Source organism: Labrys sp. HAY1-8F (assembly GCF_056754975.1).
Window position 1 is genome coordinate 3112102 of sequence record NZ_JBPGWZ010000002.1, and the last position, 18316, is coordinate 3130417.

Here is an 18316-nt window from a genome sequence, read left to right on the forward strand (position 1 = left end):
TCTTTACCCTCAATCCGGATAGGACACCTCGAACTCGATCTGGCCGTAGTCCTGGAAGGTCCAGTGCCTTGCGGCCTGGCCGGGCCAGAGCAAGGTCACGGCCCCAGCGGCCGGGCGATAGCAGGCCGTGTAGACCGTGCCGAAGCCCAGCGCGTAACTCGTCGTCAGCAAGGGCGGCGTCAGGAAGGCCGCAGACAATCCTTCCCCGTCGAGCGCTGGGTTCGCCAGGATCTGCTCGAGGGCTGCCGCCCGCTCCAGGGTGCGCGAGAGGCGGCCATGCCTCGGCCATTCCACGCCGAGCTGGTGATTGGTGGTGAAGGCCTTGCCGGAGACGATCGCCGGCCGGTCGGGCGAGAGATAGACCGTCTCCCAACGGCCCTGGCGATCGAGCACCGTGACATTGTAGGCCATGTGGCAGGGAACCGAGCGCAGCGCCTCCACCGCCTGATGCGTGTCGGAGCAGACCTCCAGGAGATAGCGCACGATCATCGGCGCGCCGAAGCCCCTGCCGGCCACGGCCCGGCCCCCGAAGGTAAGCGAGACGACCAGGCCGGCATCGTTCATGCCGTCGGCGAGGCCGGATAGACCGTCCACCATGCCGATGACGTCCCGGCTGCGCCAGCGCGAGCGGAGCAGCGTGCCCTCGTTCAGCTCCGGTGCCAGATCGTAATTGCGCACCAGGATGGGACCGTGATCATCGACCAATACGGCCTGGCTGCAATGGACGAGATAACGCGGCGGGGTCCAGAAACTCAGGAAGCGGGCGACATCCTCGTCCGACGGCACCGCCGCCACCAGTCCGGACCACAGCCCCTCCATTTCCGGCATGAAGCGCCGCACGGCGCGCGTCGCATCGGTGAGGCTGGGCGCCTGCGCGCCGCCCCGTTCCAGAAACCATTGTCGCCAGCCCGGCCAGCCGGCCTGGAACACCGCGTTCCAAGCCGGGCCAGGCCCCTGTTCCCGCAAGCTGCGGAACCCTACGTTCATTTCTTTCCACTCATGCCTTTCGGGCGCGTTCGGTCAGATCCACTTCCGCTAGATCCATTTGGCTGACGGCATGTCCGCCGGCGGCACGATGGCGGTCATCGCGGACAGAGGCACCGACTCGAACTGCGCCTTGATGCCGGCGTTCCATTTCTTGGCACGCGCCAGCAGTTCCCGGGCGTCCGATTGCATCCGGCCTCGCGCCAGCAGACAGCCCATATCGGCGCCATGGTAGCAATATTCTCCCACGCCGTACACGCGCATGTAGAAGGCCTCGTTCTCGTCGCCGACGCTGGTCAGGTCGAGGGCGGAGCGCTGATAGGCGATCTCGCCGCGATCATTCATGCGCCAGATGCCCGACTGCGGCACCCGCGTGATCATCTCCACCTTATCCTCGGTCTGCTTGAGGATGAGCTGGGTCCAGTGGTCATATTCCTTCCAGCGGCTCTGCACAGCCTCGACGTCGAGGTCGTAATCGACATCGAGGAATTCGAGCAGGTGGAACAGGAAGAGCGGGCAGCCGCCATAGATGGTGGTGATCAGATTGGTCGGCGGCGAAGCGCCGGAGACGCGCGGATTGAGTTCGCCCAGATAGACCTCGTGCGTATCGGTATCGAGCAGGAAGTCGCAGCAGAACACGCCGCGATAGCCCTCCTCATAGAGCCGGTCGCCAAGCTTGCGTGCCATCTCGCGCACCCGATCGGGCGCATCGCCTGGCAGAATGGTCGGCGAGACGTCATTGCCGCACCAGCCGCCCTTATAGGGCGTGATCTCGGCAAAGCCGGTAATGTCGGTCATCACCGGGCCGACCAGCGTGCCGTGGCGGGTGCAGCAGCCTTCGATGGTGCCGGGAAGGTGATTGATGCGCTTCATCACCTTCAAGTCCTGGCCGATGATCTTGGCGGCGTATTTATCCCAGTCGGCCTGGCTCTTGACGAAGAAGGTGGTGCGCCCGCTGTCGCCATAGGGCGTCTGCACCACGAGGTCGCTGCCGAGACCCGCTGCAGCGGCCAGCACGCCGAGTTCTTCGTAGCTGCTGGCCAAGCCCATGGTGTTGGGGGCGCTGGCGACGCCCGCCTCATTGCCGAGCCGCGTCGTCTCGATCTTGGAATCGAGCCTCGTGCGCAAGGCGGCCTTCGGCAGGGCAACATCGACACCGGCTTCGGCGCAGAGTTCCTCGGTCTCCTCGTCGAACATCACGAAGATCGCCTTGCCACGCGGCTTCTTGCGGATACGAGCCCTGAAGGCAGGGTGCGCCACCAGATAGTTGGCAACGTCCTCCATCGACTTGAACTCGACCGGCCCGGTGCGCGGCGGCACGAAGACACGCGGGTGCCTGCCGTCGAAAATGTCGAAATAATTGATGAACTCCAGGCCACCCACCCACTCATCGAGCCCGAGCAGGTTGAAGGGCGTCGGCGTGACGACATAGATCGGCGTCTCGTTCATGCGCAGGAAACGATAGATATCGCTCAGGCTGCGCAGCTTCTCACGTCCGCTCATGATGGGGATCCCATTCTCTGCAGGGTTTGCCGTGTTGGAGGGCTTGTACGGCCAAAGAGGCGAAGCGCGGGGCTCGAAGAGCGCACCGTCGTCCCGTGGGGTATCGGCGAGGGAAAACCGGCGAGGTGAAAACCAAGCGTTTGGCCCAGCCGCCCTTGTCGCACTCCAAAAGTGCCGCAGCAGGCCTGCGACGGCTCAACCAGGCGACAACAGGCTCACCAGCCGGCATGAGGCTCCCTTCTATGGGGCGACGTCCTCTCCGCCAAATTTCTGACACACTTCCAGCAGGCCGGCAACCGTGCCAGCAATAGCCATAACGGATGATGGATCTCGGTCGAGACACATGAAGCCAGACTGCCTTCTCGTCTTGCAGAAGGAGAAAGCCACACTTTCATCGGTGTCGTCTTTTGCCGCCCTCAGGCTTGCGCGTGGGGGCCTTCCGTGCGCAGAGCACCCGGCGGCATGCCTGTCACGCGCTTGAAGGCGCGGCTGAAAGCAGCCTGCGAGGCATAGCCGAGGCGTTGGGCGGCCGTGTCGATCGACATGCGGTCGCGTCCGATCCATTCGGCTGCCAGGCGCATGCGCAACTCGGTGACGTAACGCAAAGGCGTCTGGCCTGTCACCGCCAGGAAACGCTCGGCGAAGACCGAACGCGAGGCGCCCATCTCCTGGGCCAGTTCCGCCACCGTCCAGTCCCGGCCGGGGTCGCGATGCATGGCGCCGATGGCACGGCTCAAGCGCGGATCGCGCAGCGCGTCCAGCCAACCGCCCACTTCTCCGCAGCCGCATTCCACCCAGCCGCGCACGATGGAAGCGGACACCACGTCGGCCAGCCGCGCCAGGATCCCTGCCGAGCCGACGCGCTCGGTGAGCACCTCGCGCTCCATCGCCCGCAGCATCGGCTCGATTTCCGGCTGACGCTCCAGCAGCGTGCCGACCAGCATCACTTCCGGCATCTGGGCGACCAGCGGATGCATGCCGCCGAGATCGAACTCCATGCAACCGCTGAAGACATGGGCGTGCCGGCTCGGGCAGGTCTCCTCGGCACAGGCCGAGACGGCGCTGACGCTCTTGCAGAGCGGGATGGCCTCGTAGGTGCCGACATCCTGGCTCGGCAGGTCCGGTGCGGAAACGAGGTCGTGCTCTCCGCCACGCGGCAGCAGCACCGCATCGCCCGGCCCGAGGCTGTGCACCGCGCCGCTTGCCATGCGCAGATAGACCGTACCGCAGGCGACGAAATGGAACTGGGCCCGTCCCTCGACAGTACCGAAATGAACGCCGAAAGGCGGCGCGGCATGCAGGCGCCGATATTGGACGCCGTTGAGACGCATCCCGAGGAGCAATTCGCTCATCAGGTCTGCCGGCGGGTTATCGCGGCGCACGCGCTCAAGTCCGGACGAATGGTAAAGCATTCCGGATTTGATGACATGGATCGTCCGACATGTCCACCCTATGTTGCTGCAACGCGATAGCGTTTTGCGATTTGGCGGGACACCAAGAATTGCAAAACGCGTCAAACCAAAGAGTTTGGAGCAAATGAGCGTTTCCGCCTGAACGCGTTTGGCTCCAGGTCACTTCGACAGGACGAGACAGATGAGCGAAGCGTTGCAGACCGCCTCGACGCTTGATGCGATCGAGCCGGATCGCAGCCTGCACCGGGCTTTCAAGGACGATATGCCCGCAGCCGACGTGACGGCTGCCCCAGGATCGCAGAACGCCCTGTGGGGCGCCGTGATCTCCATGATGCTCGGCGTGTTCGGCCTGGTCACGGCGGAATTCCTGCCGGCCAGCCTGCTGACGCCGATGGCCCGCGATCTCGGCGTGACCGAAGGCGTGGCCGGGCAGGCCGTCACCGCAACCGCCACGGTGGCCCTGATCACCAGTCTGCTCGTGGTGACGCTGACGCGGCGTCTCGACCGCCGTGTGGTGTTGCTGGCCTTCTCGATCCTGCTGATCGCTTCCAACCTGCTGGTCGCCTCCGCCTCGAGCCTGGCCTTCCTGATTCTCGGGCGGGTGCTGCTCGGCATCGCGCTCGGTGGCTTCTGGACCATGTCTGCCGCCACCGTGATGCGGCTGGTGCCGGAGGCGATGGTGCCGCGCGCCTTGTCGATCCTGTTCAGCGGTGTCTCGGCTGCAACCGTCTTCGCCGCTCCGGTCGGCAGCTATGTCGGAGACATAGCCGGCTGGCAGGCCGTCTTCATCATGGGGGCCGGCCTCGGCGTCCTCGCTTTGGTGGTGCAGTTCGCTACCCTTCCGCGCCTGGAGCCGCGCGGGCATGCCCGCCTGCGCACGCTGTGGGAGGTGCTGATGCGCCCGCAGATCGGCCTCGGCATGGTCGCGGTCACCCTGGTGTTCACCGGCCATTTCGCCTTCTTCACCTATATCCGGCCCTTCCTGGAAACGGTGACGGGGGTCGGCGTGAGCACGATGTCGGCGATCCTGCTCGGTTTCGGCATCGCCAACTTCCTCGGCACCTTCCTCGGCGGCTTCCTCCTCGAGCGCAGCCTCAGGTTGACCCTGGCCGCGATGCCCCTGGCGATGGGTGTGCTCGGCCTGATGCTCGCCGGCCTCGGCAGCGCTCCCCTGGCGGATACCGTGCTGATTGCCCTGTGGGGCCTCGCCTTCGGCGCAGTGCCGGTCGCCTGGACGGCCTGGATCACCCGCGCGGTGCCGGATGAAACCGAAAGCGGCACGGCGTTGATCGTGGCGGTGATCCAGCTTGCCATCGCCCTCGGCGCCGCCGGCGGCGGCACGATCTTCGACGTCAGCGGCGCGAGCGGCGTGTTCGTCGCAGCCGGCCTGGTTCTCCTGCTGGCCGTCCTGCTCATCCTGGCGGGCGTACGCTCGCGTCTGGCGACAGCGACAGCCTGAGGTCCAGCAAAGATTCGAAAGCGGGCTCCGGCACCGGAGCCCGCTTTCGTGCGTTTCAGGCGGCCTGGTCGGGCCGTGGGCCGACATAGCGGGACTGCGGCCGGATCAGCCGGCCATAGAGCACCTGCTCACGGGCATGGCCGATCCAGCCTACCACCCGCCCGGTGGCGAAGATGCTGGTGAAACTCTCGCGCGGGAAGCCGAGCGCTTCGAGCAGCAACGCCGTATAGAACTCCACATTGATCTGAAGGGAGCGGTCCGGCTTGCGGCGGGCAAGAATGCTGGTCGCGGCCGCTTCGACATGCTCGGCCAAAGCGAGGCGACCCGTGTCGTTCTTGCCGGGCCCGAACAGCGCCGTAACGGCCCGCTTGACCGCCTCGGCCCTCGGGTCGCGCACGCGGTAGATGCGATGGCCGAAGCCCATCAGCCTGTCGCCCCTGTCGAGAGCTGCCTCCAGCCACGCCTCGGCCGTCTGCGAAGCCGCGATGCCGTCGAGCATGTCGAGTACCGGGCCCGGCGCGCCACCATGCAAAGGGCCCTTCAGGGCACTGAGTGCCGCCAGTACCGCCGAGGTCAGGCCGGCCTGCGTCGAGGCGACGACCCGGGCGGTGAAGGTCGAGGCATTGAGGCCGTGGTCGCTGACCGTGACCAGATAGGTGTCGAGGGCAGCGGCCGCTTCCGGGCGAGGCACGGTGCCATGCAGCATGCGCAGCATGTCGCCGGCATGGCCGGCCTCCGGATCCGGCGCGATGGCCGCCTCACCCCGCTTGTGGCGGATGATGGCCGGGGTCAGCACGGCGGGCGCAGCAATCAGTCGGAGCGCCAGGGCAAGATCCTCACCGTCATCAAGGCGGGCCAGGGCCGCGCGCAGGGCATCGGTGGCCGGCAGGTTCTCGGCGGCGAGACCATCCGGGATCAGCGCCTCGAACACCTCGCGGCGGGCCTCGCCGAGACGGAACGCCAGTTCCTTCGGACCGGGCAGATCCTGGAAGAAGCCGTCCAGCAGGATGCCGACCAGTTCCTCATAGCCGACATGGCCGGCCAGATCGTCGAGCGAATGGCCGCGAATGACGAGCCGGCCGGCAAGGCCGTCCACGTCCGACATCACGGTCTCGGTGGCAATGACATCGTCCAATCCATTGTTCATCGCAATCTCCTCAATGAAACCTCGTATTGCGACAAGCATGCTGACGCTTTAGCATTGACGTCAATCTTGATAGATATCGTCAATATATCAGCCTGGTTTGCGCCGATGCCCTGGATCACCTCGCAAGAAGCTCTCGCCGTCCTCAAGGTCCAGCCGCAGACGCTCTATGCCAATGTCAGCCGCGGCAGGATCCGCACCAAACCGCATCCGCAGGATGTGCGGCGCAGCCTCTACCATGGCGAGGACGTCAAACGGCTGGCAGGACGCCATGCCGGGCGCCGCAGCGTCGCCGACGTCGCCACGCAGACCATCTCCTTCGGCGAGCCCGTGCTGGCCTCCGGCCTGTCGACGATATCGGACGGCCGCTTGTGGTATCGCGGCGAGGATGCCATCGGCCTTTCCGACCATGCCAGCCTCGAGGAGACCGCCAAGCTACTCTGGCAGGTCGAAAGGGTCGATCTCGCCTTCCCAGCCACGGTCAGGGGCATGCCGATCCCGGCCAACCCTTTCGAAGCCGCGCTGCTCGCTCTGGCGAGGCGGGCCAGCCACGACTTTCCCACCGGCGGGCGTTCGCATGCCGTGCTCTGCCGGGAAGCGGCGGGGCTGGTCGGCACCATGGCGGCGGCGATGCTCGGGGGCGGGGCCGATGGCGCCTTGCCGCTGCACCAGCGGGCGGCATTGGCCTGGCAGGCTCCCAATGCCGCCGACCTCATCCGGAGGGCTTTGGTGCTATTGGCCGATCACGAGCTGAACGCCTCGACCTTCGCCGCCCGCACGGCCGCATCGACGGGCGCTCCGCTGGCCGCCGGCCTGCTGGCAGGGCTGGGCACCCTTGCCGGACCGCTGCATGGCACGGCCGCCGTGAGCGTACAGGCCCTGGCCGAGACCGCCCGCCGGGTCGGCCCCCGGCGCGCCGTGCATGACTGGCTCTCCCGCGGCCATCGCCTGCCCGCTTTCAGCCACCCGCTCTATCCCAACGGGGATCCCCGGGCGGCCGCCCTGCTGGCCTGCTTCTCCTGCAGCGAGATCTATGAGGGCATCCGCGAGGCCGTGGCGGAGCACAGCGATGAACCACCGAATGTCGACTTCGCCCTCGCGGCCCTGGCCGACCATTACGGCCTGCCGGCGAGCGCCCCGTTCACGCTCTTCGCCCTCGCCCGATCCGTCGGCTGGATCGCCCATATGCTCGAGCAGACGGCCCGGGGCAGCCTGATCCGCCCGCGTGCGCATTATGACGGTCCGGCCTTGAAGACGGGCGTGCCCGGGCCGGAAGCAGATTGAACGGTCGGCCCTGACGACGCCAGCAACGGGGCGCGGCCTCTGTTTCGCATGGCACTGCATAGCGGCCCGCTCCATGCTTGCCTTCCTCCGGCGAACAGCAGGGTCAAATCGCGCGCCACCCGTGGGGCCGGCCGGGAAACTCTGCCTAGGCCCGACCTCACTCCATTGGAGAAAAGCGGATGCCCCGCCATCTCAAGCGTCGCCTCCTTCTGTCGTTCGCCTTGTTCCTCGGCCTCGCCCGCTTGGCCACCGCCGAGGAGATACCACTGATCGACGATCCCGAAGCCCAGGTCCGGCACTATGTCGATGCGCTGGCCCGGCAGGATTTCGACAGCGTAGCGAAGATTGGCTGCGGTGCGGACAACCCCACCGATTGCGAATTCGGGAAGAGCCTGCGCAATGCCCTGGCCCCGCTCAAGGGGCGCAAACTCACCGAAATCGGCAAGGTGCTCGACCTCTCTTTCCCGGAGGCCATCCGCGAGATCTATCTTTCAATGCGGGTCGACGATTACACACCGGTCTATCTGCGCTTTACCTATCGGATGAGCGATGCCGGTTGGCGCCATCGGGATTTTCGCTTTGCAACCGGCTCCGCGAGTGCGATCTTTCCGGCCTCCCTCCTCGAAGGCAGCCTGGTCGGCCTGACGGGCGCCAACCGGACCGGACCGGCCACGGCGGTCGACGAGACGAGCGAGAAGATCATGACCAGCATCGCTAGGCGGAACTACGACGGTGCCACAAATGCCGTCCGGCAGGTCATCCCCAATTCCGATGAGGGCATGAAACGCTCCGTCGACGGGCTCTTCGCCAATGTGAAGCAATATGATTTCAGCCACATCCGGAAGATCATCGACAGGGAAATGGATGGCATCCGGCAGCAATTCTACTACGCCGCGATCAGCGACAGAAAAACGATGTTCATCCGGCTGACCTATGCCAAGGCCAACGCACGCTGGTGGCTCCACGACATACAATTCTCCGGCGAAGGCAACGGCCTGATTCCGGCCGACATTCTGAAAGACAGCCTCGCGCTCCTGCCACTTCCTTGAGCCAAGTCCCGTACAGCCGAGCGGCGACGCCAAGCGTCAGCCGGGTGCAAAACGCTTTGAAACGCTTTCGTCTCCGGTGCGGTAATCGACGAAGCCAATACCGGCATAAAAGGCCCGGCCGCCCTCGTTCTCCTTGCGGATAGTGGCGTCAATGAAACGTACGCCCGCCGCCTTGGCGGCCTTCGCGGTCTCCAGGAACAAGGCGCGGCCAATGCCCCTGCCATGCGCCCCGGGTGCTACATAGGTTGCGATGACCGCCCAGTCCGCCGGAAGACGGTCCTCGCCCGGCCAGTCCGGATCGCACCATTCGAGGGCCTGGAACCCCAGGATCTGCGCATCGTCCACCGCCACGAAACAGCAGATTCCGCGCTTGGCGGCGATGAACTCATCAAGGATGCGATGCTCGTCAAAGGGCCGGCGATGCGCCGTGGTTCCTCCGATCGCAATGATCTCGTTGATGAGTTGGGCCATCGGGCCGGCGTCCCGAGGAGACGCGATCCGGACATCCATGGGCATTGATAGCTCACTTTCGATTGAGTGTTCGTTCTCGAATCTTCGCTCTTGGCCTCCGCCGCTCAGGCCGGGTCCTTGAACTCGGTTTCCGCCAAAGCGCGAAGCTCGGCCTCCTGGCCTGGATAGGCGGCGGCCGGCAGATCCTGAAGCGTCAACCGCAAGCTCGCCATATGCAGCAGCTGCTGCTGCCTCGACGTGGGGTTCTGCAGGTCGAAGAGCGACGCGATCCTGTCGCGCAGCCAGCGGTCATGCTCGCTGGCGTCCCAGCCGCTATAGCGGAGCCATTCTTCCTTGGGATCCATCGGCAATCATCCTCTTTCTGCAGGTCGGTATAAAAGGCGATCGGCATTCGATGGCGTCACTGGCGCGCATTTCGGATCTCGCACAGGGAATTGACCCCCACCATCGCCAGCGGGAAACAGCAGGCTTTCTTTCGATCGTCATATGTTGCCAAAACAACAATCAAGGTCGAATATCTGACATAATATCCGCTCTTTTGCGCTATACTCACTAAGCCATGCCCAAGAAGGACAAAAAGAAGCGCCAGCCCGATATACGGCATCAAGTGGCTGCCCTTCCCGTGCGCGAACGGGATGGGCAGCTCGAAGTGTGCCTGATCACCACGCGCGAGACCAGCCGTTGGTCGATCCCGAAGGGATGGCCGATGAAAGGGCGCGATGATTGGGAAGCCGCGAGAATCGAGGCCGAACAGGAAGCCGGCCTGGTCGGAACGGTCGCCGAGGAACCCTGCGGCAGCTTCGTCTATTGGAAGCGCCGAGCTGAGCACTTCGATCTCGTCGAGGTCGCAGTGTACCCTTTGCATGTGAATGCGACATTGCCGACCTGGAAAGAAATCGGTCAGCGCCAGGTGCGGTGGGTCCTGCCGGCAGATGCGGCTCTCGTCGTCGAAGAGCCGGGATTATCGTCGTTGCTGCAGGGCGTGAAACCCTGAAACGCCTTACGATCTGTCGATCTCGCAAAGGCGCATTGAAATAGCTGCGCCTCCATTTCAAGAACGACCGCATGGATAGACCCGCGATCTGCCCGGGTCGGTCCGAATCGTGACCGGTTCGCTGGTGTTCACCATCGCCGACCTGCCCTGGGCGAGCTCGGCCTCGACGGCGCCATTCCCGCGCGATTGGCGGCAAGGTTTCCCGGTGATTCCACCAAATCGCAAAACGTTTCAGCGCGACGCCAGGAGGACCGTACCAGTCCTGCCTGGCTTTTGGACAAGTGCCGCAGCCTGCCCCGCATCCGCGAAGTTGAATGTCTTCTCGACCGTGAACAGTTCCGGTTTGGTAAAAGCAAGTTCGAGCGCCAGCTCCAGATCAGCTTTGCGAATCTCGGCGGGCAGGTTCGACCACCGTCCGATCGTCACTCCCGAAATGCGGATATCGCGGGTCGAAAAATAGAGTGCCAGGACGGAAATCGGTTGGCCGGAAAGATCGCCGTAGGAAACAAGGCTGCCGCCCTGAGCCAGCAGCCCGACAGCGGCACTTGCCGTTTCGCCGCCAACCGGATCGAGGACGACGGAGATCGGATGCCCGTCCGCCGCGGCGATGACCTTCTCCTGCCAACCGGGCTTGTCGGTGGAGACAACAGGCAGATCGGGAAACACGACGTTGAGCTCGTTCACGCCGGCCTCGCGTCTGACGACGCCGACGACATCGAATCCGCGATCGAGAAGAAGCCCGATCGTCAATCTGGCAACGGCGGCCCCCGCAGCGGTGAGTACCACGGAATCGCGACCTGGCTTCGCCCCCGAAGTCTCGACGGCTCTGAGGAGAAGCGCAGCCGTCAGCGGGTTGACGTGAAGCTGTGCCGCAGCCTCGTCCGACACATCGTCGGGGATCTCGGTGACGTACGCGGCGGAAACGAGGACCTTCTCGCTCCAGGCTCCGCGTCCGGGGAAGAAGGCAACGCGCCTTCCTGGCTTCAGATCCGTTCCGTCCCCTGCCTGTTCGACGATGCCATAGCCTTCGAAGCCGACACGGACGCCGCGCTCCGGGACGATCGATCCCGGCTGGTAGCGTCCTGTTACGCCGAGCAGATCGCCGTGGTGAACGGGACGGAGGAGGACGCGGATCAGAACTTCGTCGCGTCCCGGGCGCTCGAGCTCCTCGACTTCGACAGTCTGAAGGACCTCTTCAGGCTTTCCGTGCTTGAAATAGACTGTAGCGCGCATTGCTGACCCTCCTGGAAAATGGGGAGCAGATACCGGCCGCCCCCGTCTCAAGACTAGATCCCGACTCAAGATTAGACCTGGGCCTGGCCGCCATCGGCGAAGAGCTCGGCGCCATTGACGAAGCTTGCATCGTCGGAAGCCAGGAATAGCGTCGCCTTGGCGATTTCCTCCGATTCTCCAACGCGACCGAGCGGAATGCGCGAAGCAAGGTAGTCCAGGAGGCCTTGCTGCTGCTCCCTGTCGTCACCGGCAAGCTCGACGAGGCCGGGCGTGCGGGTCGCACCGGGCGAAACGACGTTGACGCGGATGCCGGTGCCCTTGAGGTCGAGAGCCCAGGAACGGGCCAGGTTGCGGACGGCCGCCTTGGACGCCGAGTAAACGGAAAAAGCAGCAGTGCCTTCGGTACCGGCGGTGGAACCGGTCAGTACGACGGACGAGCCCTTGCCCAGCAGCGAGAGCGCCTTCTGCACTGTGAATATGACGGCTTTCACGTTGCGGCCGAAGGTGTCGTCAATTTGTTCTTCGGAGATCTGGCCAAGCGGAAGCATGCTGCCGCCGCCTGCGTTAACGACGAGGACGTCCAGGCGCCCCTGTTCCGATTTCACCTGAGCGAAGAGCCTGTCGAGATCGTCATTGTTGCTGGAATCTGCCTGAACACCGACTGCCCCTTTGCCGATCTCGGCCACTGCCTTGTCCAGAGCGTCCTTGCGGCGGCCGGTGATATAGACGCGGGCGCCTTCGGCCGCAAAGAGCTTGGCGGTCGAAAGGCCGATGCCGCTGGTTGCGCCAGTAACGACGGCGATCTTGTTCGCAAGTCTATTGGTCATCTTACTCTCCTGTTACTGGGCACGCGTAGCGGATCATCCCGAGCGAACGCGGCCAATGATGCTTTGAAACTGTTCGGGAGGTGGCGTTGGCCCTTGGCCTGTCGTTGCCGTCCGATGTGGAGAAGCTAATTCGTCAGTCCGACGGCGAGAAGCGGCCCGGTATGAAGAGATTATCCATTCACATGGACAATCTCGGGCACCTAGTCGCCACGCCTGGCGTCGACGCGCTCGAACACTTGCTGGGCCCAGTCCGCGAATGCCCGCAATCGAGGATTGGGAAATCTATCTGCGGGATAGACGAGGTGCAGGACGTGGTTCTCCGGCTTCCAGGCGGGAAGAAATTCGACCAGCGAGCCGCACTCAATATGAGGTCTTGCAAGGAAACCGAAGCTCTGCCCGATCCCCAAGCCGGCAAGCAGCGAATTGAGATGTGCGGTGCTCTCGTTGACCGAGAGGCCGCTCGCCGACGGGATGAACTCTATCCGTTCGTCAACCCTCTGGAAGCGCAATGGAAATCGTTTTCCAGACGATGCCGAAAAATAGCTGACGACCCGGTGCCCGTGGATATCGTCAGGGTGAGCGGGCGGCTCCCGACCTTCGAGATAACTGGGCGCTGCGCAGAGGACATAATCAAGCTCGCACAGCTTCCTTGCCTTCATCGCAGAAGCGACGAGGGAACCGCCACGGATGACGCAGTCTATTCCTTCGCCTATGAGGTCAGCGGAGCGGTCGCTGACGCCCAGAAGAAGGTCGATGTCCGGATACTGGCGTTGAAAGTCCGAGAGGCAGGGGATCAGTATCCTGTTTGCCAGAACCGATCCGATGTCCACGCGGAGCCTGCCCTTCGGGGTGCTGCGAGAGCCGGCGACGATGCCGTCCATATCGTCGAGATCGGCCAGAAGGCGCAGTGCGCGCTCATGATAGGCGGCGCCCTCCGTGGTCATTGTCACCGAGCGCGTCGTTCGCTCGACAAGCTTCGTTCCAAGATGCGCCTCGAGATCTTGCACCAGCTTGCTGACGGAGGAACGGGGCAGGCTCATTGCGTCCGCGGCCTTGGCGAAGGACCGGGCTTCGGCGACGCGAACGAAGGTGCGTATGGCGAGTATCTGATCCAAATGAGGCCTGCCTGATCGGAGCGCTGGGATGACTATACCCAGCTCGTTCGGCGTTTCCATTGCAGATCGGTACAAGTGTCTTGCCATGCGCAACGGTCACATAAACCACGAAGCGGTATCGATTTTGCAGTCTGTAATCACGTTTTGTTCTCATTTTGCTTGGCGATGCCGTGCTTCCCCGCTATCGTCGGGGAGGCTGACGGGGAAACGAGATGGTATCGCGCGTCGCGACGGTGGCATTCGAGGGCGTGGAAGCGCGCCAGGTCGACGTGCAAGTCCAGATCATGACCGGTTCGGTGGTGTTCACCATCGTCGGCCTGCCCGACAAGGCGGTGTCGGAAGCGCGCGAGAGGGTACGCGCCGCCCTCACCGCCGCCGGCCTCGCCCTGCCGGCCAAGCGCATCACCGTCAATCTCGCCCCGGCCGACCTGCCCAAGGAGGGCTCGCATTTCGACCTGCCCATCGCGCTCGGGGTGATGGCCGCCATCGGCGCCATTCCCCATGACGCGCTGGAGGGCTATTGCGTGCTTGGCGAGCTTGGCCTCGACGGCACCATCACCAAGGTCGCCGGCGTGCTGCCCTCCGCCGTCGCCGCCAATGGCCGCGGGCTTGGCCTGATCTGCCCCGCCGCCTGCGGGCCGGAGGCGGCCTGGGCCAGCCCGGAGATGGACATTCTCGCCCCCCGTTCGCTGATCCAGCTCGTCAATCATTTCAAGGGCACACAGTTGCTCTCCCGCCCGCAGCCGCGCATCGCCGCGCCAGCGGCCGCCCTGCCCGACCTCAAGGACATCAAGGGCCAGGAGACCGCCAAGCGCGCTTTGGAGGTGGCAGCCGCCGGTGCGCATAATCTCCTGATGATCGGCCCGGCCGGCTCCGGCAAGTCCATGCTGGCGGCAAGGCTGCCCTCGATCCTGCCGCCTTTGGTGCCAGCCGAGCTCCTGGAAATCTCGATGATCCATTCTGTGGCGGGCCAACTCGCCGGCGGCGAGCTCACCAGCCGGCGCCCCTTCCGCGCCCCGCATCATTCGGCCTCGATGGCGGCCCTGATCGGCGGCGGCATCCATGCCAGGCCCGGCGAAGTGTCGCTCTCGCATCACGGCGTGCTCTTCCTCGACGAGATGCCTGAATTCGCACCACAAACCCTCGATGCCCTGCGCCAGCCGCTGGAGTCGGGCGAGGCCGTGATCGCCAGGGCCAATGCCCGCGTCGCCTATCCCGCTCGGATCCAGCTCGTCGCGGCCATGAATCCGTGCCGCTGCGGCAAGGCCAACGATCCGGGCTTCGCCTGCCGGCGCGGGCCGGTTGAGCGCTGCGCCGCCGACTATCAGGCCCGCATCTCCGGCCCGCTGCTCGACCGCATCGACATCGTCGTCGAGGTGCCCGCCGTCTCCGCCGCCGACCTCATCCTGCCACCGCCCGCCGAAGGCTCGGCCGAGGTGGCGGCCCGGGTGGCGGAAGCCCGGGACCGTGCCGCCCAACGCTACCGCACACTCGGCCTGCCCGACGGCTCCACCAATGCCAGCGTGCCGGTCAATGTGGTCGAGGAGGTCACCCGCCCCGACGCGGGAGCCACCAAGCTTCTGCGCGATGCCTCGGAGGCCATGCGCCTGTCGGCCCGCGGCTTCCACCGCGTGTTGCGCGTCTCGCGCACCTTGGCCGATCTCGACGGCGAGACCGATGTCGGCCGCATCCACATCGCCGAAGCGTTGAGCTACCGGGCGAGGACGGACAGGGCGACGGTTCTGGCCTAGGCTCGACCTTATCACGCGCTATCTGCGACATGGACAGGCTGGCGACACGGCCGCCAAGCCGCTATCTGCAGACACACCCAGCCGATGTTCACCCGAGACATGTCATGCGCATACCCATCCTTCTCGCCTGCCTCGCCTTGCTCGCCGGCACCGCTGCTTCCCACGCTGCTCCCCGCCCCCATTGCGCCGATGCCGCCGTGAAGCAGGCCGCCAAGCTGCTGGCCTTCCATTCCGACAATGACGACCGCGCCCAGGTCGATCCCGACAGCGTGAGGGCAATCGGCACCGTCGGGGCCCTGGTCGGCAAGGGCCGCTTCGACGTGATCGAGGTCGAGGGCTCGATCTACAAAGGCAATTACCGCATGCACCTGATCTATGCCCAGTTGCCGGGCGACTGCGTGCTGATGGGCCAGGAGATCCTGGAGCGCAGTGACCCCTATTGATCGCTCCACGCTGGCCAGCCGCGGCCGATGCGGCTTAGAGAAAAGTGTGATTTCCGCGAGTCGCACTTTTTCTCTAACTCTTTGTTCTGACGCGTTTTCTTAATCGAAAAGTCTATCAACTTTTCTGGAAAACGCTCTAGACTGTATCGCCAGCCGCAGCAGCAATCGGGGTGATTCATGACGGGCAGCCAGGCAGCCGGACGCCTTTTTGCGGCGCTGATCGCCATCACGGCCTGGCTCGCCGTTGCCCTGCGTGCCTGGATCGTGGTCGGGGCGGTGATGGCGCAAGGCCGGACGGCGATCGATGGCCTCGTCACCGTGTTCAGCTATTTCACCCTGCAGGCCAATGTGATCCTGGCCGTGGTGGCCACCGCCTGTGCCCTGCGCGGGGAAGCCCGAGGCTTCCTGACCCGGCCGTCGACCCGGGCCGCCGTCACCGTCTACATCATCATCGTCGGCCTGATCTATGCCGTGTTCCTCGCCGGCTTGCGGCAGCTGACCGGCCTCGCCGTGCCCGTCGACATCGCCCTGCATCGGGTGGTGCCGGTGCTCTTCACGCTCTATTGGCTCATCTTCGTGCCGAAGGGCCAGCTGACCTGGCGCAATCCGCTGGCCTGGCTGACCTTTCCGGCGCTCTACGTCGTCTACTCGCTGATTTATGGCGCGCTGACGGGGCGCTATCTCTACCCCTTTTCCAACGTGCCGGTGCTCGGCTATCCCCGCGCGCTCGGCTATGCTGCGCTGATCCTCGCCGCCTTCTACGGCCTCGGCCTTGCGCTGGTGGCGCTTGATCGCGCCCTTGCCGGCTCCGTGGTCCGGGCGCGGCAGTGACCGTCGACGGCATCATGATGATGGCGCTTATGCTACGCTGCCGATCACAGCCAGGACGAGGTATGGCGTGACAGGCAACCAAAGGCTCGGATGCGTCGTCGCCGGCGTGATCGCCCTCATCGCGGGCAGCGCCGTGCTGCTGCAGGTGCTGCTGGGTGTCGAGACCGTGCAGGCGCAGGGACGCAGCGCTCTTGACGGCATCATCCTCGTCTTCAGCTACTTCACCGTGCTCACCAACACGCTGGTGACGATCGTGGCCGGGGCCAGTGCCCTCCTCGGGGAACGGGGCGGCTTCCTGAGCCGGCCTGGAACCCGGGCGGCCGTAGCCATCTACATCTTCGTGGTCGGCGTGATCTTTGCTGCCCTGCTCACCGGGCTGCGCCCGATGAGCGGCCTGACACTCGCGGTCGACAACGTGCTGCATCGAATCGTGCCGGTGCTGTTCGTGCTCTATTGGCTCGTCTTCGTGCCGAAGGGACAATTGCGCTGGCGCGATCCCATCGCATGGATGCTCTACCCCCTGCTTTATGTCGCCTATTCGCTGCTCTACGGCGCACTGGCCGGGCGCTATCTCTACCCCTTTGCCGACGTCACGGTTCTCGGCTATGGCGGCGCCCTCGCCAACGGCCTCGTCATCCTGGCAGGCTTCCTCGGGCTGGGATTGATCGTGGTGGCGATCGATCGCGCCCTGGCCCCGGCGAAGCCCGCCTGAGCGGGCGGCTCGGCGCTGCGGCTTGTTGTCACAAATCCGTGCGAAAACTGTGATGATGCTTGTGGGATGGGGATTCGGGCAGGGGCTGAAGATGCCGACGACGCCGCCGAAAGGCTTGTTTGCAATGATCGATCCGCGCGGCTGGAGCAGCAAGCTGCCGGCCGGCATCGTGCCCTTGGCGCCGCGCCGCCGGCTCAAGCCGGCCTTGCGCCAGCGTCGCATCGAGAATATCGGTTTGCCGATGACTCTCGGACGCATCGGCTCCCTGGAAGTACGGTTGGCTGAGACCGCCAGGGACGTGAAGAAAGCGCAGAAGCTGCGCTATCAGGTGTTCTACGAGGAGATGGCCGCCATACCGGACGCGCTGTCCCTGATCTCCAGGCGTGACCGCGACGATTACGACACGCTCTGCGACCACCTGCTGGTGATCGACCATGACGCCCCCACCAGGCTGGGCAAGCCGGGCGGGCGGGTGGTCGGCACCTACCGCCTGCTGCGCCAGGACGTGGCCGAGCGCCATGGCGGCTTCTATTCGACGGCCGAATACGCAATCGAGCCGCTGATCGCAGCCCATCCTGGCCGCCGCTTCCTCGAGCTCGGCCGCTCCTGCGTACTGCCGGCCTATCGCAACAAGCGCACGGTGGAGCTGCTCTGGCACGGCATCTGGACCTATGTGCTGCATCACAAGATCGACGTGATGCTGGGCTGCGCCAGCCTGGAGGGCACCGACCCGAGCCGCCTTGCCCTGCCGCTCGCCTTCCTGCATCACCATGCCGCTACCGAGGGCGAGTGGAGCGTCAAGGCGGTGCCGGAGCGCTATGTCTCGATGAACCGCATCGCCAAGGAAGGCATCGACGTCAAGCAGGCGCTGCATGCCCTACCACCGTTGATCAAAGGCTATCTGCGCCTCGGCGCCAGCTTTGGCGACGGCGCGGTTATCGATCATCAGTTCGGCACCACCGACGTGCTGGTGGTCCTGCCGGTCGAGAAGATCAATCCGCGCTATGTCGATCATTTCGGCGCGGGCGCAGAGCGGCACGCGGCTTAGGAGCGCGGACATTGCGACATGCTTGCATGTCGCAATGTCCGCTTTCGCAACCGTCA

Annotated in this window: 18 protein-coding genes; 9 read left to right on the top strand and 9 right to left on the bottom strand. The window is 64.8% G+C overall.

Annotation, left to right across the window (positions count from 1 at the left end; translation table 11 throughout):
* Positions 1-9 precede the first annotated feature (9 nt).
* The 3 genes from ACR9ZN_RS23435 to ACR9ZN_RS23445 all read right to left on the bottom strand — a co-directional run bounded on the left by ACR9ZN_RS23435 (position 10) and on the right by ACR9ZN_RS23445 (position 3899).
* Positions 10-987 carry a C45 family autoproteolytic acyltransferase/hydrolase gene (locus ACR9ZN_RS23435; protein WP_441772255.1) on the bottom strand — a complete coding sequence of 326 codons (978 nt, stop codon included), beginning with the start codon at positions 985-987 and terminating at the stop codon, positions 10-12.
* A 48-nt stretch (positions 988-1035) separates the two neighbouring features.
* The gene (locus tag ACR9ZN_RS23440; RefSeq protein WP_454811478.1) at positions 1036-2487 is read right to left on the bottom strand and encodes a biotin carboxylase; all 1452 of its coding nucleotides are present in this window, start codon (positions 2485-2487) and stop codon (positions 1036-1038) included.
* 416 nt (positions 2488-2903) lie between these two features.
* Positions 2904-3899 carry an AraC family transcriptional regulator gene (locus ACR9ZN_RS23445; RefSeq protein ID WP_434958828.1) on the bottom strand — a complete coding sequence of 332 codons (996 nt, stop codon included), beginning with the start codon at positions 3897-3899 and terminating at the stop codon, positions 2904-2906.
* 262 nt (positions 3900-4161) lie between these two features.
* Between ACR9ZN_RS23445 and ACR9ZN_RS23450 the strand changes: the two genes are divergently transcribed.
* Positions 4162-5358, top strand: a complete 1197-nt coding sequence (locus ACR9ZN_RS23450) for an MFS transporter (RefSeq protein ID WP_481274387.1) — start codon at positions 4162-4164, stop codon at positions 5356-5358.
* Positions 5359-5413: 55 nt separating this feature from the next.
* Here ACR9ZN_RS23450 and ACR9ZN_RS23455 read toward each other — a convergent pair whose 3' ends face one another.
* Complete coding sequence (locus tag ACR9ZN_RS23455; protein WP_481273296.1) at positions 5414-6505, bottom strand: citrate synthase/methylcitrate synthase; 1092 nt, start codon at positions 6503-6505, stop codon at positions 5414-5416.
* A 105-nt stretch (positions 6506-6610) separates the two neighbouring features.
* On the opposite strand from ACR9ZN_RS23455, the gene ACR9ZN_RS23460 reads away from it, so the two are divergent.
* Both ACR9ZN_RS23460 and ACR9ZN_RS23465 read left to right on the top strand, forming a co-directional pair.
* A complete protein-coding gene (locus ACR9ZN_RS23460; RefSeq protein ID WP_481273297.1) occupies positions 6611-7786 on the top strand; it encodes a citrate synthase in 1176 nt (391 codons plus the stop codon).
* Positions 7787-7965: 179 nt separating this feature from the next.
* A complete protein-coding gene (locus ACR9ZN_RS23465) occupies positions 7966-8835 on the top strand; it encodes a hypothetical protein (protein WP_441772252.1) in 870 nt (289 codons plus the stop codon).
* A gap of 36 nt (positions 8836-8871) precedes the next feature.
* On the opposite strand, the gene ACR9ZN_RS23470 is transcribed toward ACR9ZN_RS23465, so the two are convergent.
* Together ACR9ZN_RS23470 and ACR9ZN_RS23475 are read right to left on the bottom strand one after the other, a co-directional pair.
* Positions 8872-9306, bottom strand: a complete 435-nt coding sequence (locus tag ACR9ZN_RS23470; protein WP_481273298.1) for an N-acetyltransferase family protein — start codon at positions 9304-9306, stop codon at positions 8872-8874.
* 104 nt (positions 9307-9410) lie between these two features.
* Positions 9411-9650, bottom strand: coding sequence for a hypothetical protein (locus ACR9ZN_RS23475; RefSeq protein ID WP_454811488.1), 240 nt, complete (start codon positions 9648-9650; stop codon positions 9411-9413).
* A gap of 215 nt (positions 9651-9865) precedes the next feature.
* Here ACR9ZN_RS23475 and ACR9ZN_RS23480 point away from each other — a divergent pair, with 215 nt between their 5' ends.
* On the top strand, positions 9866-10300 hold the full coding sequence (locus ACR9ZN_RS23480; protein WP_441772249.1) for an NUDIX hydrolase: 435 nt from the start codon (positions 9866-9868) through the stop codon (positions 10298-10300).
* 231 nt (positions 10301-10531) lie between these two features.
* Here ACR9ZN_RS23480 and ACR9ZN_RS23485 read toward each other — a convergent pair whose 3' ends face one another.
* From ACR9ZN_RS23485 to ACR9ZN_RS23495, 3 genes are all read right to left on the bottom strand, one after another.
* Positions 10532-11533 carry an alcohol dehydrogenase catalytic domain-containing protein gene (locus ACR9ZN_RS23485; RefSeq protein ID WP_481273299.1) on the bottom strand — a complete coding sequence of 334 codons (1002 nt, stop codon included), beginning with the start codon at positions 11531-11533 and terminating at the stop codon, positions 10532-10534.
* Between the two features lie 71 nt (positions 11534-11604).
* Positions 11605-12360 carry an SDR family NAD(P)-dependent oxidoreductase gene (locus ACR9ZN_RS23490; RefSeq protein ID WP_454811492.1) on the bottom strand — a complete coding sequence of 252 codons (756 nt, stop codon included), beginning with the start codon at positions 12358-12360 and terminating at the stop codon, positions 11605-11607.
* A 200-nt stretch (positions 12361-12560) separates the two neighbouring features.
* Positions 12561-13475, bottom strand: a complete 915-nt coding sequence (locus ACR9ZN_RS23495) for a LysR family transcriptional regulator (RefSeq protein ID WP_481273300.1) — start codon at positions 13473-13475, stop codon at positions 12561-12563.
* Between the two features lie 212 nt (positions 13476-13687).
* Here ACR9ZN_RS23495 and ACR9ZN_RS23500 point away from each other — a divergent pair, with 212 nt between their 5' ends.
* The 5 genes from ACR9ZN_RS23500 (at position 13688) to olsB (ending at position 18260) form a co-directional block, all read left to right on the top strand.
* Positions 13688-15226, top strand: a complete 1539-nt coding sequence (locus tag ACR9ZN_RS23500) for a YifB family Mg chelatase-like AAA ATPase (protein ID WP_441772246.1) — start codon at positions 13688-13690, stop codon at positions 15224-15226.
* 104 nt (positions 15227-15330) lie between these two features.
* Positions 15331-15669 carry a hypothetical protein gene (locus ACR9ZN_RS23505; protein ID WP_454811496.1) on the top strand — a complete coding sequence of 113 codons (339 nt, stop codon included), beginning with the start codon at positions 15331-15333 and terminating at the stop codon, positions 15667-15669.
* A 177-nt stretch (positions 15670-15846) separates the two neighbouring features.
* The gene (locus ACR9ZN_RS23510) at positions 15847-16500 is read left to right on the top strand and encodes a Pr6Pr family membrane protein (RefSeq protein WP_454811497.1); all 654 of its coding nucleotides are present in this window, start codon (positions 15847-15849) and stop codon (positions 16498-16500) included.
* A 67-nt stretch (positions 16501-16567) separates the two neighbouring features.
* Positions 16568-17212, top strand: a complete 645-nt coding sequence (locus tag ACR9ZN_RS23515) for a Pr6Pr family membrane protein (RefSeq protein WP_481273301.1) — start codon at positions 16568-16570, stop codon at positions 17210-17212.
* 124 nt (positions 17213-17336) lie between these two features.
* Entirely contained in the window at positions 17337-18260 is a 924-nt protein-coding gene (gene olsB / locus ACR9ZN_RS23520; RefSeq protein WP_454816616.1) for a l-ornithine N(alpha)-acyltransferase, read from the top strand.
* Positions 18261-18316 lie beyond the last annotated feature (56 nt).

Bases quoted from the DNA above. Each gene is read 5' to 3' on its own strand.
- ACR9ZN_RS23455 (WP_481273296.1), bottom strand. From the start codon at position 6,505: ATGAACAATGGATTGGACGATGTCATTGCCACCGAGACCGTGATGTCG.
- ACR9ZN_RS23480 (WP_441772249.1), top strand. From the start codon at position 9,866: ATGCCCAAGAAGGACAAAAAGAAGCGCCAGCCCGATATACGGCATCAA.
- ACR9ZN_RS23440 (WP_454811478.1), bottom strand. From the start codon at position 2,487: ATGAGCGGACGTGAGAAGCTGCGCAGCCTGAGCGATATCTATCGTTTC.
- ACR9ZN_RS23470 (WP_481273298.1), bottom strand. From the start codon at position 9,306: ATGGCCCAACTCATCAACGAGATCATTGCGATCGGAGGAACCACGGCG.
- ACR9ZN_RS23485 (WP_481273299.1), bottom strand. From the start codon at position 11,533: ATGCGCGCTACAGTCTATTTCAAGCACGGAAAGCCTGAAGAGGTCCTT.
- olsB (WP_454816616.1), top strand. From the start codon at position 17,337: ATGATCGATCCGCGCGGCTGGAGCAGCAAGCTGCCGGCCGGCATCGTG.
- ACR9ZN_RS23475 (WP_454811488.1), bottom strand. From the start codon at position 9,650: ATGGATCCCAAGGAAGAATGGCTCCGCTATAGCGGCTGGGACGCCAGC.
- ACR9ZN_RS23460 (WP_481273297.1), top strand. From the start codon at position 6,611: ATGCCCTGGATCACCTCGCAAGAAGCTCTCGCCGTCCTCAAGGTCCAG.
- ACR9ZN_RS23450 (WP_481274387.1), top strand. From the start codon at position 4,162: ATGCCCGCAGCCGACGTGACGGCTGCCCCAGGATCGCAGAACGCCCTG.
- ACR9ZN_RS23510 (WP_454811497.1), top strand. From the start codon at position 15,847: ATGACGGGCAGCCAGGCAGCCGGACGCCTTTTTGCGGCGCTGATCGCC.
- ACR9ZN_RS23435 (WP_441772255.1), bottom strand. From the start codon at position 987: ATGAACGTAGGGTTCCGCAGCTTGCGGGAACAGGGGCCTGGCCCGGCT.
- ACR9ZN_RS23490 (WP_454811492.1), bottom strand. From the start codon at position 12,360: ATGACCAATAGACTTGCGAACAAGATCGCCGTCGTTACTGGCGCAACC.
- ACR9ZN_RS23500 (WP_441772246.1), top strand. From the start codon at position 13,688: ATGGTATCGCGCGTCGCGACGGTGGCATTCGAGGGCGTGGAAGCGCGC.
- ACR9ZN_RS23465 (WP_441772252.1), top strand. From the start codon at position 7,966: ATGCCCCGCCATCTCAAGCGTCGCCTCCTTCTGTCGTTCGCCTTGTTC.
- ACR9ZN_RS23505 (WP_454811496.1), top strand. From the start codon at position 15,331: ATGCGCATACCCATCCTTCTCGCCTGCCTCGCCTTGCTCGCCGGCACC.
- ACR9ZN_RS23445 (WP_434958828.1), bottom strand. From the start codon at position 3,899: ATGCTTTACCATTCGTCCGGACTTGAGCGCGTGCGCCGCGATAACCCG.